Source organism: Tardiphaga sp., assembly GCF_041424195.1.
GTDB lineage: Bacteria > Pseudomonadota > Alphaproteobacteria > Rhizobiales > Xanthobacteraceae > Tardiphaga.
This window is the reverse complement of record NZ_JBGMOE010000190.1, coordinates 176,592-195,884: the sequence shown is the minus strand read 5'-3', so window position 1 is coordinate 195,884 and position 19,293 is coordinate 176,592. Positions and strand designations below refer to the sequence as shown.

At 61.6% G+C, this 19,293-nt stretch carries 17 protein-coding genes; 6 read left to right on the top strand and 11 right to left on the bottom strand.

The features are described 5' to 3' along the window. Positions 1-15: 15 nt before the first annotated feature. The 3 genes from ACEK02_RS26000 to ACEK02_RS25990 all read left to right on the top strand — a co-directional run bounded on the left by ACEK02_RS26000 (position 16) and on the right by ACEK02_RS25990 (position 3,396). A complete protein-coding gene (locus ACEK02_RS26000; RefSeq protein WP_371424376.1) occupies positions 16-777 on the top strand; it encodes an SDR family NAD(P)-dependent oxidoreductase in 762 nt (253 codons plus the stop codon). 129 nt (positions 778-906) lie between these two features. Next, positions 907-2,055 carry an ABC transporter substrate-binding protein gene (locus ACEK02_RS25995; RefSeq protein ID WP_371424375.1) on the top strand — a complete coding sequence of 383 codons (1,149 nt, stop codon included), beginning with the start codon at positions 907-909 and terminating at the stop codon, positions 2,053-2,055. Positions 2,056-2,247: 192 nt separating this feature from the next. Further along, complete coding sequence (locus tag ACEK02_RS25990) at positions 2,248-3,396, top strand: ABC transporter substrate-binding protein (protein ID WP_371424374.1); 1,149 nt, start codon at positions 2,248-2,250, stop codon at positions 3,394-3,396. 64 nt (positions 3,397-3,460) lie between these two features. Here the strand turns inward: ACEK02_RS25990 and ACEK02_RS25985 are convergent, their stop codons facing one another. Genes ACEK02_RS25985 through ACEK02_RS25975 form a run of 3 tightly spaced genes read right to left on the bottom strand, consistent with a single transcriptional unit; the run spans position 3,461 to position 7,007 of the window. Next, the gene (locus ACEK02_RS25985) at positions 3,461-4,192 is read right to left on the bottom strand and encodes an ABC transporter ATP-binding protein (RefSeq protein WP_371424373.1); all 732 of its coding nucleotides are present in this window, start codon (positions 4,190-4,192) and stop codon (positions 3,461-3,463) included. Beyond that, positions 4,189-5,961, bottom strand: a complete 1,773-nt coding sequence (locus ACEK02_RS25980) for an ATP-binding cassette domain-containing protein (RefSeq protein WP_371424372.1) — start codon at positions 5,959-5,961, stop codon at positions 4,189-4,191. Before ACEK02_RS25980 ends, ACEK02_RS25985 begins: the two co-directional genes overlap by 4 nt. A 5-nt stretch (positions 5,962-5,966) precedes the next feature. After that, a complete protein-coding gene (locus ACEK02_RS25975; RefSeq protein ID WP_371424371.1) occupies positions 5,967-7,007 on the bottom strand; it encodes a branched-chain amino acid ABC transporter permease in 1,041 nt (346 codons plus the stop codon). A gap of 185 nt (positions 7,008-7,192) precedes the next feature. Here ACEK02_RS25975 and ACEK02_RS25970 point away from each other — a divergent pair, with 185 nt between their 5' ends. Beyond that, positions 7,193-7,699, top strand: coding sequence for a MarR family winged helix-turn-helix transcriptional regulator (locus ACEK02_RS25970; protein ID WP_371424370.1), 507 nt, complete (start codon positions 7,193-7,195; stop codon positions 7,697-7,699). 120 nt (positions 7,700-7,819) lie between these two features. Here the strand turns inward: ACEK02_RS25970 and ACEK02_RS25965 are convergent, their stop codons facing one another. The 8 genes from ACEK02_RS25965 to ACEK02_RS25930 all read right to left on the bottom strand — a co-directional run bounded on the left by ACEK02_RS25965 (position 7,820) and on the right by ACEK02_RS25930 (position 17,147). Continuing rightward, complete coding sequence (locus ACEK02_RS25965; RefSeq protein WP_371424369.1) at positions 7,820-9,100, bottom strand: glycerate kinase; 1,281 nt, start codon at positions 9,098-9,100, stop codon at positions 7,820-7,822. 225 nt (positions 9,101-9,325) lie between these two features. Further along, complete coding sequence (locus ACEK02_RS25960; protein WP_371424421.1) at positions 9,326-10,522, bottom strand: ABC transporter substrate-binding protein; 1,197 nt, start codon at positions 10,520-10,522, stop codon at positions 9,326-9,328. Positions 10,523-10,748: 226 nt separating this feature from the next. Next, a complete protein-coding gene (locus ACEK02_RS25955) occupies positions 10,749-11,978 on the bottom strand; it encodes an ABC transporter substrate-binding protein (protein WP_371424368.1) in 1,230 nt (409 codons plus the stop codon). Between the two features lie 175 nt (positions 11,979-12,153). Next, positions 12,154-13,386 carry an ABC transporter substrate-binding protein gene (locus tag ACEK02_RS25950; protein ID WP_371424367.1) on the bottom strand — a complete coding sequence of 411 codons (1,233 nt, stop codon included), beginning with the start codon at positions 13,384-13,386 and terminating at the stop codon, positions 12,154-12,156. A gap of 155 nt (positions 13,387-13,541) precedes the next feature. Continuing rightward, positions 13,542-14,774, bottom strand: a complete 1,233-nt coding sequence (locus ACEK02_RS25945; protein ID WP_371424366.1) for an ABC transporter substrate-binding protein — start codon at positions 14,772-14,774, stop codon at positions 13,542-13,544. Between the two features lie 162 nt (positions 14,775-14,936). After that, positions 14,937-16,163, bottom strand: coding sequence for an ABC transporter substrate-binding protein (locus ACEK02_RS25940; RefSeq protein ID WP_371424365.1), 1,227 nt, complete (start codon positions 16,161-16,163; stop codon positions 14,937-14,939). Between the two features lie 235 nt (positions 16,164-16,398). Next, positions 16,399-16,947 carry a sigma-70 family RNA polymerase sigma factor gene (locus ACEK02_RS25935; RefSeq protein WP_068735058.1) on the bottom strand — a complete coding sequence of 183 codons (549 nt, stop codon included), beginning with the start codon at positions 16,945-16,947 and terminating at the stop codon, positions 16,399-16,401. Further along, the gene (locus tag ACEK02_RS25930; protein WP_371424364.1) at positions 16,947-17,147 is read right to left on the bottom strand and encodes a NepR family anti-sigma factor; all 201 of its coding nucleotides are present in this window, start codon (positions 17,145-17,147) and stop codon (positions 16,947-16,949) included. Before ACEK02_RS25930 ends, ACEK02_RS25935 begins: the two co-directional genes overlap by 1 nt. 239 nt (positions 17,148-17,386) lie before the next feature. On the opposite strand from ACEK02_RS25930, the gene ACEK02_RS25925 reads away from it, so the two are divergent. Continuing rightward, complete coding sequence (locus ACEK02_RS25925) at positions 17,387-18,193, top strand: response regulator (protein WP_371424363.1); 807 nt, start codon at positions 17,387-17,389, stop codon at positions 18,191-18,193. Between the two features lie 267 nt (positions 18,194-18,460). Next, positions 18,461-19,291: an ABC transporter ATP-binding protein gene (locus tag ACEK02_RS25920; protein ID WP_371424362.1), complete on the top strand. Its 831-nt coding sequence runs from the start codon at positions 18,461-18,463 to the stop codon at positions 19,289-19,291. The last annotated feature ends 2 nt before the right edge of the window (positions 19,292-19,293 follow it).

The following is a 19,293-nucleotide window of genomic DNA, read 5'->3' as shown; positions in this document are numbered from 1 at the left end:
ACAAGGGAGGACATCATGCAATTGAAGAACCAGGCTGCCATCGTCACGGGTGGCGCTTCCGGCCTTGGCGCCGCGACCGCCCGCAGGCTCGCCGCGCAGGGCGCGAAAGTCGCGCTGCTCGATCTCAACACCCCCCTCGCAGAAACCGTTGCCAGGGAGATCGGCGGCGTCGCGATCTCATGCGACGTGTCCGACGCCGCCTCTGCCGAAGCCGCCGTCGCCGCTGCCGCCAAGGCGCACGGCCCGGCGCGCGTGCTGGTGAACTGCGCCGGCATCGGCGTAGCCAAGCGCGTGATCGGCCGCGATGGTCCGATGGCCCTCGGCGATTTCGACAAGGTGATCCGTGTCAACCTGATCGGCTCCTTCAACATGATCCGTCTGGCGACCGATCCGATGTCCAAGCTGGAGCCGCTCGAAACCGGCGAGCGCGGCGTGGTGATCTCGACAGCCTCGGTCGCGGCCTATGACGGCCAGATCGGCCAGTCCGCCTATTCGGCGTCCAAGGGCGGCATCGTCGGCATGACGCTGCCCATCGCTCGCGAAATGGCCCAGTTCGGCATCCGCGTGCTGACCATCGCGCCGGGCCTGTTCATGACGCCGCTTTTGGCCGGCCTGCCGCAGGAGGCGCAGGACAGTCTCGCCGCAGCGATCCCGTTTCCGCGCCGGCTTGGCCATGCCGATGAGTTTGCATCTCTCGCACTGCACATGATCGACAATCCGTATCTGAACGGCGAGGTGGTCCGGCTCGACGCATCGCTGCGCATGGCGCCACGTTAAGCCTGCGGCAAAGCATCAGTGCGCCGGCCCTTTACCGGTAAGGGCGCACTGACCTAAAGAAGGGGCTGATAAGCCAGCCGAACTTTGATTTAGCTGACGACATAAAAAATAACCTGGAGGGAGAGACCCATGACCAAGCATCACTTGGCGATCGCGGCTGTTGCCGTCTCGCTGGCACTGGCCGGACCGGCCATTGCCCAGACATCCGACGTCACCATCGGCATCACCACGTCAACGACGGGCCCGGCGGCCGCCTTGGGCATCCCCGAGCGCAATGCGCTCGAATTCGTGCCCAAGGAAATCGGCGGCGTGCCGCTCAAGATCATCGTGCTCGACGATGGCGGCGATCCGACCACCGCGACCACCAACGCCCGCCGCTTTGTCACCGAATCCAAGGCCGACATCATTTTGGGCTCAGCGGTGACGCCGACGAGCATTGCGGTGTCCAACGTCGCCAACGAAGTGGGTATTCCGCATTTCGCCCTGTCGCCGCTGCCGATCACGCCGGAACGTGCGAAGTGGTCGGTGGCCATGCCGCAACCGGTGCCGATCGTCGGCAAGGTGATGTACGACCACATGAAGTCGAAGGGCATCAAGACCATCGGCTATATTGGTTACTCCGACTCCTACGGCGATCTCTGGTTCAACGATGTGAAGAACCAGACCGGTCCGATGGATATGAAGGTCGTCGCCGAAGAGCGTTTCGCGCGCCCGGACACCTCGGTCACCGGCCAGGTGCTGAAGTTGATCGCAGCCAATCCTGACGCGATCCTGATCGGCGCTTCAGGTACCGCTGCGGCACTCCCGCAGACCGAGCTGCGCGAGAAGGGCTACAAGGGTCTGATCTACCAGACCCATGGTGCCGCCAGCATGGACTTCATCCGAATTGCCGGCAAGGCCGCCGAAGGCGTGCTGATGGCCTCCGGCCCCGTGATGTATCCGGAAGGGCAGGCCGATACGGCACTGACCAAGAAGCCCGGTATGGCGCTCAACAGCGCCTATGAAGCCAAATATGGCCCCAACAGCCGCAGTCAGTTCGCCGGTCACTCCTACGACGCCTTCGAGGTGCTCAAGCGCGTGATCCCGACGGCGCTGAAGACCGCCAAGCCCGGCACACCCGAGTTCCGCGAGGCGATCCGCCAGGCGCTGTTGACGGAGAGGGAAATTGCCGCCTCGCAGGGCGTCTACAACTTCACCGAAAAGGACCGCTACGGCCTCGATGAGCGTTCGCGCATCTTGCTGACGGTGAAAGACGGCAAATACGTTCTCGCCCAGTAATGCAGATCTGACGGAGGGCAGGGGCGCGTAGCGCCTTTGCTTCGCCGGCATTTTTCGATAACAAGGCCGGCCCTCGCCAGAGGGTCGGCTTTTTGCCGTGCGCGAGCCTTCGCGCGGCCGCAACCAGCGCAACATCCGCCGGTATGGCTGCCGCGTTCGGCGCTCTCCGCTTCCACACGAGAAAGATACGATATGTCCAAGCTTCATCTGGCGATCGCCGCCGTTGCCGTCTCGCTGGCGATTGCCACCCCCGCCGAAACCCAGACCGCCGACATCACCATCGGCGTCAGCATCTCCACCACGGGCCCCGCTGCCGCGCTGGGCGTGCCCGAGCGCAACGCGCTGGAATTCGTGCCCAAGGAAATCGGCGGCGTGCCGCTGAAGCTGATCGTGCTCGACGATGGCGGCGACCCGTCCATCGCGACCACCAATGCACGCCGTTTCGTGTCGGAATCCAAGGCCGACATCATGGTCGGCTCGTCGATCGTGCCGTCCTCGGTCGCCATGTCGGCGGTCGCCAATGAAGCTGGCGTTCCGCATTTCAGCCTGTCGCCGATGCCGTTCACGCCGGCGCGTGTGAAGTGGTCGGTGGACATGCCGCAGCCGGTCGAGATCGTCGGCAAAGTCATGTATGACCACATGAAGGCCCATGGCGTGAAGACCATCGGCTATGTCGGCTATTCGGATTCCTATGGGGACCTCTGGTTCAACGACCTCAAGACCCAGACGAGTGCGATGGGAATGAGCATCGTCGATGACGAGCGCTTCGCGCGTCCCGATACGTCGATCACCGGTCAGGCGCTGAAGCTGATTGCGGCCAATCCCGACGCGATCCTGATCGGCGCGGCCGGCACCGGCGCGGGCATGCCGCAGTCCGAACTGCGCGACCGCGGCTACAAGGGCCTGATCTACCAGACCCACGGTGCTGCCTCGAGCGACTTCATCCGCATCGCCGGCAAGTCTGCCGAAGGTGTGCTGATGGCTGCAGGTCCCGTGATGTATCCGGAAGGTCAGCCGGATACAGCGCTGACCAAGAAGCCGGGCCTCGAGCTCAATGCGGCCTATGAAGCCAAATACGGCGCCAGCAGCCGCAGCCAGTTTGCCGGTCACGCCTATGACGTGTTCGAAGTGCTGAAGCGCGTGGTGCCTGTGGCGCTGAAGAGCGCCAAGCCCGGCACGCCGGAATTCCGCGAAGCCATCCGCCAGGCGCTGATGAGCGAAAAGGAAATCGCCGCGACCCAGGGCGTCTACAACTACACTGAAAAGGACCGCAACGGTGTCGACGACCGCTCGCGGATTCTGCTGACCGTGAAGGATGGAAAATACGTTCCGGCGAAGTAAGCCGGAGCGCAGCTCAAAAAATGCCGGCTGTCGCGAGACAGCCGGCATTTTTACGTGATCGAGATCAGATCGCGCTGACACCTTCGTGCTGGAAGCCGAGATAGCTCGCCACCACGCGCTGGTTGCTGGCGATGTCGCTGGCGCTTCCATCGAGGATGAATTCGCCGAGCTCCATCACATAAGCGCGGTCGGCAATCTTGAGCGCGGCCTGCGCATTTTGCTCGACCAGCAGCACCGAGACGCCGGCGGCTTTGAGCTCGCTGACGATGCGGAAGATGTCGGCGACGATGATCGGCGCAAGGCCAAGGCTCGGTTCGTCGAGCATCAGGAGTTTCGGCGCGCCCATCAGCGCGCGGCCCATCGCCAACATCTGCTGTTCGCCGCCGCTCAGCGTGCCGGCCAGTTGCTTGCGGCGCTCCTTGAGGCGCGGAAACAGCGCGTAGACGTGCTCGAACGAACGGGCGGCGGTGGCCTTGTCGATGCGGAAGGCACCGAGCAGCAGATTGTCTTCCACATTCATCGTAGCGAACAATTCGCGATGCTCGGGTACGAGGCTGAGGCCGGCAGCGACGCGGTCCTCGATGTCGATCTTGGACACATCATCGCCGGCAAAGCTCACGCCCCCCTTCAGGGGCAGGATGCCCATCACGGCATTGAGCAGCGTGGTCTTGCCGGCGCCATTGGCACCGATGATCGTGACGATCTCGTTGGTGCGGACGTCGAGATTGACCGCGCGCACGGCTTCGACCTTGCCATAGGCGACATGTGCGTCCGTGACTTGCAGCAACGCGCTCATGCGACCGCTCCCAGATAGGCCTTGATGACGTCGGGGTTGGTCTTGATGTCGGCCGGCGTGCCCTCGGCGATCTTGGTGCCGAAATCGAGCACCACGATCCGGTTGGCAAGATTCATCACGAAGCCCATGTCGTGTTCGACCAGCAGCACCGACATGCCGCCGTCGCGAAGCTGACGAAGCAGTGCTGCAAGCTGCTGCTTTTCCATGTGGCGCAGGCCCGCCGCGGGCTCGTCCAGCAGCAGCAGCATTGGATCGACGCACAGCGCACGGGCGATCTCGACGATGCGCTGCTGGCCGAGTGACAGGGAGCCGGCGAGCTGGTTCATCTGGTCGCCGAGACCGACTCGCTCGATCTGCTTGGCGGCTTCCGCCAGCAGCTTCGCTTCGTCGGCGCGGTCGAGCCGCAGCATGCTGGCGATGGCTCCGGAGCGCCCGCGCAGATGTGCGCCGAGCGCGACGTTTTCAAGCACGGTCATGTCGGGCACCAGCTTCACATGCTGGAAGGTGCGGGCGATGCCGAGCTTGACGATCTCCTGCGGCGGCGCGCCGGAGACGCTCTTGCCGAGCACGGCGATCTTGCCGGCGGTTGCGGCCAGCACGCCGGTAATGAGGTTGAAGGTCGTGCTCTTGCCGGCCCCATTGGGGCCGATCAGCGCGACGATCTCGCGCGCCTGCACATTGAACGACACGTCGTTGACAGCGACGACGCCGCCGAACTGCTTGCGTGCCTTGTCGACCTGCAGCAATACGCCGGTTTCCGGACGGTGGTCGTTGCGGGCGGGCAGTGCATCGGCCGGCGCCGGGCGCTTGCGGCTGTCGCCGGACGGGAGCCACGCGGTCAGCCACGGCCACATGCCGGTCGGCGCGAGTTGCAGCAGCGCGACGAGCAGGATGCCGAACACGATGGTCTCGAGCTGGCCGCTGCCGCCGAAGATGACCGGCAGATAGCTCTGCAACGCTTCCTTGAGAATGATGACCACGGCCGCGCCGAGGACGCCGCCCCAGACATAGCCGGCGCCGCCGACCACGGCGATGAACAGATATTCGATGCCGAGATGAACGCCGAACGGAGTCGGATTGGCGGCGCGCTGGAAATGCGCATAAAGCCATCCGGACAGCCCGGCCAGCACCGCGGCATAGACGAAGACAAGCAGTTTGGCGCGCGGGGTCTGCACGCCAAAGGCTTCGGCGGCGATATGGCCGCGGCGCAGCGCACGGATGGCGCGGCCGGTGCGGGAGTCCAGCAGGTTCATCGACAGCAGGGCGGCAATGATCACGGCGATCCAGATTGGGAAATAGATCGTGCCGGGATCGAGCATTTTCCACGAACCGATGGACAGCGGCGGGATGCCCGAGATGCCGTCGTTGCGGCCGAGGAACTCCAGCTTGCCGAACAGGTAGTACAGGCTAATGCCCCAAGCGATGGTGCCGAGCGGCAGATAGTGGCCCGACAAGCGCATGGTGATGAGGCCGAGGAACACCGCAGCAAAGCCGGCGACCAGCAGCGACAGCGGCAGCGTCAGCCATGGCGAGATGCCGTAGGTGGTTGTCAGCACGGCCGTCGTATAGGCGCCGAAGCCGCAGAAGGCCGCCTGACCGAACGAGGTCAGGCCGCCGACGCCGGTGAGCAGCACGAGGCCCATGGCGACCAGCGAGGCCAGGCCGATATTGTCGAGCAGTACGATCCAGAACGGCGGGATGCCCGGTACGAACGGGATCACGGCCATCACGAGCGCGAAAACGAAGATGGGAAGAAGACGCGACGTCATGGCGCTCAATCCTTCTCTTCTTCGACTTCGGGTGCTGCGAGCGAGCGCAGCACCAGAACCGGCAGGATCAGCGTGAACACGATGACCTCTTTGTAGTTGCTGGCATAGAAGGACGAGAACGCCTCGACGCAACCGACCAGAATGGCGGCGGCGGCGGTCAGCGGATAGCTCACCAGCCCGCCGATGATCGCAGCGACGAAGCCCTTGAGGCCGATCAGGAAGCCGGTGTCGTAATAGAGCGTGGTGATCGGCACGATCAGGATGCCCGAGATGGCGCCGATGATCGAGGCGAGCAGGAAGGCGAGTTGGCCCGACAATGTGGTGCGGATGCCGGCGAGGCGGGCGCCGAGGCGGTTCACCGCCGTGGCGCGCAGCGCCTTGCCATAAAGCGTGTAGCCAAAGAACAGCCACAGCCCGATGATCAGCGCGATGGTGATGCCATAGACGGCGATGCTCTGGCCGGTGAAGCGTAATGCGCCGATAGTGATGGCGTCAGACGAGATCGCAGGTCCCCGCTGGCCCTCGGCGCCGAAGAAGACGAGGCCAAAACCCTGCAGCGCGAGGTGGCAGCCCACCGAGGCGATCAGCAGCACCAGCACGGAGGTGTGGGCGATCGGCTGATAGGCAATGCGATAGAGATAAAGGCCGATGGCGGCGACGATCAGCAGCGACAGCGCGATGTTGAGAGCGATATTCCCCGGCCGTCCACCCAGCCCCCACATCACGCCCCAGATCGCCAGCGGGAAGACGAGGTTGACAGCCGCGGAGCGCAGCACGCGCTTGGCATGCAGGGCCTTGCGGAAGGTGAAGAGATCGAAGGCGAAGGCCACGACGCCCATGGCGACGGCGAGCTTGATGGTGCCGGGCATCTGGCCGGCGGAGAGGCTGGCATAAGTCAGCGCGCCGAATGTGATGAATTCGCCCTGCGGGATCAGGATGACCCGCGTCACCGCAAAGACCAGTACAAGGGCCAGCCCAAGCAGCGCATAGATCGCGCCATTCGTGATGCCGTCCTGCAAAAGGAACAGCAAGATCGTCGTATTCAAAGCCGGACGCTCCCCCGCACTGTCTGGCGCCGCGGATACCACAGGCGCAGGACGATCAACAATGGCGGTTGAAACCCGCCGTCTATTTGATATACTTCATAACGATTATTGAACATAATCTCAAGGCCTGTCGCACGTCGACCGGGTGTTTCATTCAAGCTGCCGGGTATCGCGGAAAGCGAGCGATGACTGTTTCAAAGACGACGGTTCAGGATCAAGCCAAGCAGGCCGCGCCCGTCGGGTTCGACGAGGAGGGCGGTGCGCTGCAGCTCGGCGAACTGTCCGAACTGCTGGGCTATTCGCTGAAACGCGCGCAGTTGAAAGTGTTCGAGGACTTTTTGCGTTGCATGGCGCCGCTGCAACTGACGCCGGCGCAGTTTTCCGTGTTGCTGTTGCTGGACAAGAACCCGGGCCGCAACCAGACCGAAATCGCCAATACGCTCGGTATTCTCCGTCCGAATTTCGTCTCGCTGCTCGACGCGCTGGAGAGCCGCGACCTGCTGACGCGGATGCGCTCGCCGAGCGATCGGCGCTCCCATGTGCTGATGCTGACCGACAAGGGCCGCGCCACGCTGATCCGCGCCAAGAAACTGGTAGCCACGCGGCACGAGGCCCGGCTGATCGAGGTGCTGGGGCCAGCCGAACACAAGGCACTTCTGGGGATGATGGCGAAGATCGCCAGGGAGCTCTAAGGGGCGTCATGCTCGTCCCTTATCCTGAGGAGCGGCTTCTTCAGCCGCGTCTCGAAGGATGGCCACACACATGGCTCGGGACGCGCGCAAATGCTCCTCACCGTGAGGTGCCTGTTACGCTCACCCCACCAAAATCACCCTGACATCATTTACATTCGTCAGCGTCGGGCCGGTCTGCAGCAGATCGCCGGTCGCCGTAAAGAACGTCGTGGCGTCGTTGTTCGCCAGCGTCGCCCTGGGATCCAGCTTTTGCACGCGCATCGCCTCGAACGTCCGCTCATCGACGATCGCGCCGGCGGGGTCGCTGGCGCTGCCGGCGCCGCCGTCGGCGCCGTCAGTATCGCCGGCGAGCGCGACGATGCCGGTGGTGTCCTTGAAGGCATCGGTGAGCGCCAGAGCGTATTCCTGGTTCGGGCCGCCGCGGCCGTTACCCGTCACGGTGACCGTGAGTTCGCCGCCGGAGAGGATCGCGAGCTTCTTGCCGTCGGCCTTGGCCTTAAGCGCCAGCTTCGCATGCTCGGCGGCAACCTCGCGCGCTTCGCCTTCGAGATCGGCGCCGAGATCGACGATCTCATAGCCGGCATTGCTGGCCACCTTGATCGCGGCGTCGAGCGACTCCCGTGGCCGTGCGATCAGCTCAAACCGTGCGCGCGAGAACGCCGCGTCATCCGGCTTCACGCTTTCATTGGCCTCATCGCTGAGCGCCGCGCGCACCGCATCATCGATCGTGAGATTGAACTTCGCGATGATGGCGCGAGCATCGGCCAGCGTTGTCGTATCCGGCACTGTTGGTCCCGACGCGATCACGGCGGGATCGTCATGCGGCACATCGGAAATCGCCAGGGTCACGATCTCTGCCTTTTGCCCGGCGCGGGCGAGGCGGCCGCCCTTGATGCGGGACAGGTGCTTGCGCACGGTGTTGATCTCGCCGATCACGGCACCGGAGCGCAGCAGCGCGCGGTTGAGCTGCTGCTTCTGCTGGAAGGTGATGCCATCAACCGGCGCGGTCCAGTTGGCCGAACCGCCGCCGGAAATCAGCACAAGCAACAGGTCGTCAGCCGTAGCCTCTGAGGCGAGCTTGAGACTGTCGTCGGCGCCCTTGAGCCCGGCTTCGTCCGGGACGGGGTGGCCGGCTTCGACCACGCGGATGCGCCGGGTCGGCACGCCATGGCCGTGGCGCGTGGTGGCGATGCCGGTCAGGCGCGCGGGATCGAGCTTCAGTGTGTCGAGATAATGTGCCTCGGCGGCGGCAGCCATGGCCGCAGCGCCCTTGCCGGCGGCCAGGCAGATGATGCGACCTTTCGGCGGCGCCGGCAGATGGGCGCCGAGGATGACATCGGGATGGGCCGCAGCAACTGCGGCATCGAAAATTGCGCGGAGCAGGGGGCGTTTGTCGGTCATATCGGGGTTATGCCGATCATTGGCGGAGGCGGCAAGATGGTCGCTTCTTCTCGTCTCCCCCTGTGGGAGAAGGTGGCGCGGGCGAAGTCCGCTGGATGAGGGGGGGAGGCGGGCACTCCATGGCTACCCCTCACCCGTATCGAGCCACTCGGCGGGTCGATCCGTCCTCTCCCGCCTGGCGAAGCCTCGCTTCGCGCGGGGGGAGAGGGGAAGCAAGGCAGAACGCTAGCCGCCGCTGCCGCCCGTGCCGAGTTCACCGGTCAGCACGTCGCCGAACAGTTTCCAGTTCTCGCCTTCGAAACGCATCAGCTGCATCTGTTCGATGGGCGAGAAATCGGTGGGTGAGGTGTTGACCAGCACGCCGGGCAGCAGCGTCGACTGCTGGACGTTCTTCAGGTTCGCCGCCTGCTTCATCACATTGGCGCGGGTGAGATCGTCGCCGCACTGCTTGAGCAGGATCGCCATGGTCTCGGCGATATTATAGCCGGACATCAGCGACGAGTCGGACGGGTTGCCGTCCGGGACGTATTTGGTGAGGAATTCGCGATAGGCCTTGATGCCTGGATCGTCCTTCCACTGCGGGTCGGTGGCGTCCTTGGAGTAGTGCGCGGAGAGCAAGCCCTGGGCGTTCTCGAAGCCTGCGGGACGCAGCACCTGACCGATCGAGACGCTGACGCCTGGCACGATCATGGTCGGCTTCCAGCCGAGCTCGGCAATCTTCTTGATAGTCTGGGCAGCGAATTTCGGCGTCGCGAAGATGATGACAACATCGGGATTGAGCGACTTCATCTTGACGATGTGGGAATCCACCGTCGGCTCGGTGAGCTCATAGCTCTCTTCGATCACGATGGAAGAGGCCTTGTCGCCGAGGCCGTCCTTGACGCCCTTCAGGTAGTCCTTGCCGAAGTCGTCATTCTGATAGAGCACGCCGATCTTGGCGCCGGCTTTTTCCTTCAGCAGGTACTTGGCATAGATGCGGCCCTCGCTCTGGTAGCTGGGCAGCCAACCCATGGTCCAGGGGAAGTTTTTCGGATCGGCCCATTTGGTGGCGCCGGTGGCCAGGAACAGTTGCGGCACCTTCTTGGTGTTGAGATATTTCTGGATCGCGGTGTTGGACGGCGTGCCGAGTGCCGAGAACATCAGCAGCACTTCGTCGGACTCGACCAGCTTGCGGGTCTGCTCGACAGCCTTTGGCGGCGAGTAGGCGTCATCATAGGAGATGTAGTTGATCATGCGGCCATTGATGCCACCCTTGTCGTTGATCATCTTGAAATAGCCGGCCTGCGCCCTACCGACGGCGCCATAGGCCGAGGCCGGTCCGCTATAGGGCACGATGTTGCCGAGCTTGATTTCGGTGTCGCTGGCGCCCGTGTCGTATTTCTTCTGGGCGAGAACGTGGGTCGAGGAGACGGCGAGCAACATGGCGGCGGCCAAAAGCGACCATAGCCGCGCGGTCGTGGCAGACATTTGAGTTCCTTCCCTTGCTTGCAAGGCGAGATTTTCTTGTGTTGCAGGCCTTTTTGCGCCTGCGAGATAATCATACTGCGATTGCACAATGGCTCAAATGGAAAGCGACCAAAACGCAGTGAGGCCTGCGCCACTTTTGACGCAAGCCTCACGCATTTTCCGTTATGTGGAATGAGGGCGATCAGCCGCCCACATCCGCGCTTATGATGTCGCCGAACAGTTCCCACTTCTCGCCCTTAAATCGCATCAGCTGCAACTGACTGATCGGCGCGAAGTCGGTGGGTGAGGTGTTGATCTTGATGCCCGGCAGCAACACCTCGGTGCGGAAGTCTTTCAGGTTTGCGGCTTGCTTCATGACGTTCTCGCGGGTGAGATTATCGCCGCACATCTGCAGCACCTTCACGAGCGTCTGTGCGACGCCGTAGCCGACCACGACATTGCCGTCGAGCTTGTTGCCGTCCGGAAAATCTTTCTGCAGGAAGGCAAGAAAAGCCTTCATGCCGGGATCGTTCTCCCACTGCGGATCGGATACGTCCTTGAGATAGGCCGCCGAGATGATGCCCTGTCCGTTCTCGAAGCCTGCCGGCTTCATCACACTGCCGACGGAGGCCGAGACGTTGTTGAGGAAGTGCAGCGGTTTCCATTCGATCTCGGCAATCTTCTTGATCGCCTGCGCGGCGAATTTGGGGGTCGCGATATCAATGAAAACATTGGCACCCGATGCCTTCAACTTGACGATATGGTTATCGATGGTCGGCTCCGACGTTTCGAAGCTGTCTTCAGCGACGATCATCGACGCGGCCTTGGTGCCGAGGCCATCCTTCAGGCCCTTGAGATAGTCTTTTCCATAATCATCGTTCTGGTAGAGCACGGCGATCTTGGCGTCCGGCTTTTCCTTCAGCAGGTACTTCGCATAGATCTGCGTTTCGCTTTGGTAGCTGGGCTGCCAGCCTATGGTCCAGGGGAAATCCTTCGGATCGTTCCACTTGGTGGCGCCGGTGGCGACGAACAGCTGCGGTACCTTCTTGCTGTTCATGTATTTGTGGATCGCCGAATTCGGCGGCGTGCCCAGCGGATTGAACACCAGCAGAACTTCATCGGACTCCACAAGCTTACGTGCCTGCTCGACGGTCTTCGGCGGCGAGTAGGCATCGTCATAGCTGATGAAGGTGATCTTGCGGCCATTGATGCCGCCTTCGGCATTGATCTTCTTGAAATATGCTTCTTCGGTTTTTCCTATGACGCCGTAAGCGGAGGCCGGTCCGCTATAGGGCATGATATTTCCGATCTTGATCTCAGTATCGGATGCGCCAGGATCATATTTCTTCTGGGCGAGGGCACCGGTCGCGGATACGGCCAGCAGGCCCAAGGCAGCCGGAAGCGCGGCCAGACGCAGATGCATTGCGGGCATTTCTGATCTCCCTGATCAAATTGTGACGTGTCGCGTTTCTTGACGTGGAGCTCTACGGCTCCTAGTGACATTCAACACCCGCCTGCATGTCGCAGCAAGAAAAAGCCCTCGCGACGTGGTCGCGAGGGCGCACTAATTCGTGTTCGCGGTGCAGCAGATCTGCGGGCGCAGCAGATTACTGCGTGACCGCGTCGGCGCTGAAGATCTCGCCGAAGCGCTCCCATCTCTCGCCCTTGAAGCGCTGCATCTGCAATTGCGAGATGGGCGCGAAGTCCGTGGGAGAGGTATTGATGGTGATGCCCGGCAGCAGCGTGTCGGGGGTAAAGTCCTTCAGGCTGGCGGCCTGCTTCATGACATTGGCGCGGGTGAGGTCATCGCCGCACATCTGCAGCACTTTCACCAGGGTCTGTGCTGCACCATAGCCATAGACTGTGCTCGAATCCGCCCTGTTGGCGTCCGGCATATATTTGTCGAGGAACGCGTTCCACTTCTTCATGCCGGGATCGTCCTTCCATTGCGAGTCGGTGCCGTCCTTGGTGTAGGAGGCCGACAGCACGCCCTGCGCGTTGTCGAAGCCGGCGGGCTGCATCACCGCGCCCACGGAAACGCTGACATTGGCGAGGATCTGCAACGGCTTCCAGCCGAGTTCGGCGGTCTTCTTGATAGTCTGCGCGGCAAATTTCGGCGTCGTGAAGATCATCAGCACGTCGGGATTGGCGGCCTTCAGCTTCACCACATGGGTGTCGATGGTCGGCTCGGCGATCTCGTAACTGTCTTCGATGGTGATCATCGAAACCTTGGCTCCGAGGCCGTCCTTGAAGCCCTTCAGATAGTCCTTGCCGAAATCGTCGTTCTGATAGAGCACGCCGATCCTGGCATTCGGCTTCTCCTTCAGAAGGTACTTTGCATAGATCTGCGCTTCGCTCTGGTAGGAGGGCTGCCAGCCGATCGTCCAGGGGAAGTTCTTTGGGTCATTCCACTTGGTGGCGCCTGTGGCGACGAAGAGTTGCGGTACTTTCTTGCTGTTCAGATATTTCTGGATGGCGGTATTGGAGGGTGTGCCGAGCGGATTGAACACCACCAGTACCTCGTCGGACTCGACCAGCCTGCGCACCTGCTCCACGGCCTTTGGCGGCGAATAGGCGTCGTCGTAACTGATGAAGTTGATCTTGCGTCCGTTGATGCCGCCCTGTGCGTTGATCATGTTGAGATAGGCTGTCTCGGTCTTGCCGATGGTTCCGTAGGCAGACGCAGGGCCGCTATAGGGGATGATGTTGCCGACCTTGATCTCGGTGTCAGTGGCGCCGGTGTCGTATTTCTTCTGCGCGAGCGCGCCGCTGGTCGTGGCGGCAAGCAAAGCCAGCGCAGCGGGAAACGCTGTCAGGCGCATGGATCGTGCGAGCATCATTGATCTCCGTGATCGTTTCTTCCCAAGCTTTTTCGGAGTTCTGCGACTCCTGTCCGCATTGAATACCCCTGACACGCCAGTCACAAGAAAGAGCCCCTGCGACCAAATCGCAGGGGCTCTAGTGGTTCAGTGGTGCGGTGCGAGAGGCGTTGCCATTATTCCGGAGCGGGCGTATCGGCGCTGATCACATCGCCGAACAGTTCCCACTTGTCGCCCTTGAAGCGGATCATGCGCAATTGTGCGATCGGCGCGTAGTCCGTGGCCGAAGTGTTGAGGGTGATACCGGGCAGCAGCGTGTCGGGCACGAAGTCCTTCAAGCTCGCAGCCTGCTTCATCACATTGGCGCGGGTGAGGTCGTCACCGCACATCTGCAGCACCTTCACCAGTGTCTGTGCCGCGCCATAGCCGTAGAGCAGGCTATTGTCCGAGCGATCCGAGCCGGGCATGTATTTGTCGACGAAGGCCCCCCATTTCTTCATGCCGGGGTCGTCTTTCCACTGCGGGTCGAGACCATCCTTGCGATAATCGGCCGATAACACGCCCTGGGCGTTATCAAAGCCCGCCGGCTGGAGCACTGCGCCAACAGAGATGCTGACATTGCTGACGAGGTGCAGCGGCTTCCAGCCGAGCTCGCCGATCTTGCGGATCGTCTGCGCGGCAATCTTCGGCGTGACGAAGGAGACCACCACGTCCGGGTTCAGCGACTTGATCTTGACGATATGGGAATCCACCGTCGGTTCGGAGATCTCGTAACTCTCCTCGGTGATGATCATCGACGCCTTGGCGCCGAGCGCTTCGCGGAATCCCTTCTGATAGTCTTTGCCGAAATCGTCGTTCTGGTAGAGCACGGCGATCTTGGCGTCCGGTTTTTCCTTCATCAGGTATTTCGCATAGATTTGCGCTTCCACCTGATAGCTAGGCTGCCAGCCCATGGTCCAGGGGAAGTGCTTCGGATCGTTCCACTTGCTCGCGCCGGTAGCGACGAACAGTTGAGGCACCTTCTTGGCGTTGAGGTATTTCTGGAACGCGGTGTTGGATGGCGTGCCCAGCGGATTGAAGACGACGAGCACTTCGTCTGATTCCACCAGCTTGCGCACCTGTTCGACCGCCTTGGGCGGCGAGTAGCCGTCATCATAGCTGATGAAGTTGATCTTGCGTCCGTTCACGCCGCCCTGATCGTTGATCATGTTGAAATAGGCGGTTTCGGTCTTGCCAATCAGCCCGTAGGACGAGGCAGGGCCGCTATACGGCATGATGTTGCCGATCTTGATTTCGGTGTCGGTGGCGCCCGTGTCGTATTTCTTCTGGGCCAGCGCGCTGCTGCCGGCGGCGACGCTGAGGGTCGCGGCAACCGACAAGGCCAGCGCGCGCGATCGGATCGAAGGCATTTCAGAACTCCCTGATTTTTGTTCGTCTTGTTTTTGTGGGCCTTTGCGGCTCCGACCGGATTGAACACTGTTCGCATGTACGCAGCAACAAAAAGCCCTCGCGATGGTCTCGCGAAGGGCTGCTTTGCGGAACAACGGAAATGCCGTCTGCCGGTATTTATTCTAGTGGCTGATTTCGCCTGAGATCACCGGGCCGAACAGCTCCCATTTGTCGCCCTTGAAGCGCATCATCTGGAGTTGCTCGATCGGGTAGAAGTCCGTTGCGGAGGTATTGAGCTTGACGCCCGGCAGCATCGTGTCCGGCGCAAAGTCCTTCAGGCTGGCGGCCTGTTTCATGACGTTCTCGCGGGTCAGATTATCGCCGGCCTGTTTCAGCACCTGAACCATGGTCTGTGCCGCGCCATAGCCATAGACCACGGAGATGTCGTTGCGGCGGGCATCCGGCGCGTATTTGGCCAGGAACGCGTAGAAGCGCTGCATGCCTTCGTCATTGTCCCATTGCGGGTCGGAGCCGTCCTTGGCGTAATAGGCCGACAGGATGCCTTGCGAAATCTCCTGTCCCGCCGGCTTCAGCACCGAGCTGATCGATGCGCTGGCATAACCCTGAATGTAGAGCGGCTTCCAGCCCAGTTCAGAAACCTTGCGGATACTCTGCACGGCGGACTTCGGCGTGGTGACACTGATGAACGTATCTGCGCCTGATGCCTTCAGATTGATGATGTGGCTGTCAATGGTCGGCTCGGTGACCTCATAGCTCTCGGCCGCCACCAGCATGCTCGCGGCTTTGTCGCCGAGACCATCTTTCAGGCCTTTCAGTACGTCCTTGCCGAGATCGTCATTCTGATAGAGCACCGCGATCTTCGCGTCGGGCTTTTCGTTCAGCAGATATTTCGCATAGATGCGGCCCTCGCTCTCATAGGGCGGCTGCCACGCCATGGTCCAGGGGAAAGCCTTGTGATTGCCGAAATAGGTCGCGCCGGCGGCGACGAATAGCTGTGGCACTTTCTTGATGTTGAGATATTTCTGGATCGCTGCGTTGGACGGTGTGCCCAGCGGATTGAACACGACGAGAACTTCGTCCGATTCCACCAGCTTGCGGGCCTGCTCGACTGCCTTGGACGGGTTGTAGGCATCGTCATAGCTGATGAAACTGATCTTGCGGCCGTTGATGCCGCCCTGATCGTTGATCATGCGGAAATAGGCCGCCTCGATGATGCCCGCGACGCCGTATGCCGAAGCCGGCCCGCTATAGGGCATGATGTTGCCGATCTTGATCTCGATATCGGATGCGCCGGGATCGTATTGCTTTTGCGCCAGTGCATGGCCTGTGCAGGCGAGGCTCAATGCGGTGGCCAGGGGCAGGGCGGCGCGTCGTTGAAACGTGGTCATTGCAGGGTATGTCCTCGCGGTCATTCATCGCGAGCACTTGATGACATCGGCATCAAGAAACATCGCCTCGCGACATGATCGTGAGGGGCGCTTTCTGTGTGGCGGAAAGATGGTGGCGGTTCCCTCGCCCCGATTGCGGGATGAGGTCGGGGCGCGGCTGATGCAGTCGTACTAACTCGCAAAAAGAAGCGGCCACCGAAGTGGCCGCTTGTCTTGCCTCAGTTATTGGATCGACCTAACCGCCCGATCCGCCGATCACTGCCCGGACCGTGTCGTCCGGGCCGAAGTCTTCCGCGCCATCCACATAAAGCAGGGCGCTGAGCTTCGAACGTGCGCGGTTGACGCGGCTCTTGATGGTACCGACGGCGCAGCCGCATATGGTGGCCGCGTCTTCATAGGAGAAGCCGGATGCGCCAACCAGAATGAGCGCTTCGCGCTGGTCCTGCGGGAGCTTCTCGAGTGCTGCACGAAACTCCTCGAATTCCAGATGGGCATTCTGCGCCGGCTGGGTCTTGAGAGTCTTGGCATAGCTGCCGTCGGCATCCTCAACCTCGCGCCGCCGTTTGCGATAGTCCGAGCGAAACAGGTTGCGGAGAATCGTGAACAACCATGCCGGCAGATTCGAGCCGACCTGAAAGGAGTCGATATTGGCGAGAGCGCGCAACAGCGTTTCCTGGACAAGGTCGTCTGCCCGGTCGCCGTTGCCGGAGAGCGAGATTGCAAAGGCGCGCAGACTAGGGACTGACGCCAGAATGTCGTCACGCAGAGAATCTGTGAGAGGCATTATTCCCCTCCTTCAGTTTTGGCCGCCGGATCGCCAGCGATCTGGGCTTGAGCCTCGGCCCCATCCAGCTTGCGGATCAGATCCGCAAATCGGTCCGGCACGCCCTGTCGCACGACATCGTCGTACATGGCGCGCAACTGGTGTCCGATCCGCGACTGGATTTCGGCGTTTAATCCGCCCTTTGGCTTCACATCTTTCATGACCCGTTCCACATTCCCCAGAAAACATGTCCCTGGAATTTGAGAAATTTTCTTGATTTTTGAAGCCTTTGCGGCGTCTGTCGGCGATCTAATGCGGAGCGCGGCCGAAAGTTCCGGCCTGATGGAACTTTTGTCTGGCTGGGGCGTAAACAAGCACATCGAAGGGAGCCGGGTTGTATCCGGGTACCCCTTCGACTTTGACGTAGAGTCGCCTTTGACTCAGACAGGATGGAGTGGGGATGTCCCGATCACAGCTCGTAGCTGAACACTTACCGCTGTTGCGGCGCTATGCCCGTGCTCTCACGGGTAACCAGGCCTCGGGTGATGCCTATGTGGGTGCCATGCTGGAAGCGCTGTTGCAGGACCAGTCGCTGCTCGATGAGCAGCATGGGCCCCGCGCGGGCCTGTTCCGCCTGTTCACGCAGATCTGGAATTCGGTCGCCTTGAATGACGATCCGGATGTGGCGCCGCACCAGGCGGCGTCTGAGAAGCGCATCTCCAACATCACCCCGCTGCCGCGTCAGGCCTTCCTGTTGCTGTCGCTCGAAGGCTTCTCGGAAGAGGAAGTCGCCTTCGTACTCGACGCCGACGTGACGGAAGTGCGTACGCTGGCCGACACGGCCGGCCGGGAAATGGCCGCCGAGATTGCGACCGACGTTCTCATCATCGAGGATGAAACCTTCATCGCGATGGACCTCGAAAGCCTCGTGAAGAATCTCGGCCATAACGTCATCGGCGTTGCCCGCACCCATGCGGATGCGGTGGCGCTCGCGAAGAACAAGAAGCCCGGGCTGATCCTCGCCGATATCCAGCTCGCCGATGGCAGCTCCGGTCTCGACGCGGTGAACGAGTTGCTGCGCATCTTCGAAGTGCCGGTAGTCTTCATCACCGCCTATCCGGAGCGTTTCCTGACCGGCGAACGTCCGGAGCCGGCCTTCCTGATCTCGAAGCCGTTCCAGCCCGCGATGGTCTCGGCAGTTGCCAGTCAGGCGCTATTCTTTCAGCGCAACTCGAAGAACAAGGCGCCCAAGACCGCGGCGTCCTGAGCGGGCGATCGTACTCAAAATCAGCGCGGCCGGGCCATGTGCCCGGCCGTTTTCGTTGCGTGGCATCTGTGAAACGTGTCCGATGATACCTGCTCAATAAGTCCGCTTTGCTTGCGCAAACTATCAGCGAACAGAGGAGCAGGATCTGCAGTATTGTGTTGATGCAGCTATCAATGCCGATATCATCTCCTGACAGGCGGCATATTGCCACGTGCCTCAAGGCTGTGGCCTAGCTGCGTTGTGACCCTCCTGGTCGAACCGGTGCGCATGAACTCAACTGCCGAAACGACACCCCACATCTATCAATCCACGGCCACTCGCACCATCGCAGTCGATGTCAGCAAGGTCTCGCTCACTTTCGATACAGCCGATGGCAAGGTCGAGGCGTTGTCCAATGTCGATCTGCAGATCGGCGGCGGCGAGTTCGTGTCATTTATCGGCCCATCTGGCTGCGGCAAGACCACGCTGCTGCGCGTGATCGCCGATCTGCAGCGGCCGAGTTCGGGCGCCGTGACCGTCAACGGGATGAGTGCCGAGCAGGCGCGTCTCGGCCGTAACTATGGCTATGTGTTTCAGGCGCCCGCATTGTTTCCCTGGCGCAGCATCGAGGCCAATCTCAAGCTGCCGCTGGAGCTGATGGGCTTCTCGCCGACCGAACAGAAGCAGCGCGCGGCGCGCTATCTCGCACTGGTCAATCTGACCGGCTTCGAGCGCAAGTTTCCCTGGCAGCTCTCGGGCGGCATGCAGCAGCGCGTGTCGATCGCGCGGGCGCTGTCCTTCGATCCGGAATTGTTGCTGATGGACGAGCCGTTCGGCGCGCTGGACGAGATCGTGCGGGATCATCTCAACGAACAGCTGCTGCAGCTCTGGGCCAAGACCCGCAAGACCGTGTTGTTCGTCACCCATTCGATTCCGGAGGCGGTATTTCTTTCAACGAAAATCGTTGTGATGTCGCCGCGGCCCGGCCGCATCACCGATATCATCGACTGTAACTTTCCGCGCGACCGTACGCTGGAGATTCGTGAGACGCCCGAATTCATTGCGATCGCGCAGCGCGTGCGCACGGGCTTGCGTGCCGGGCATTCCTATGAGGAGTAGCA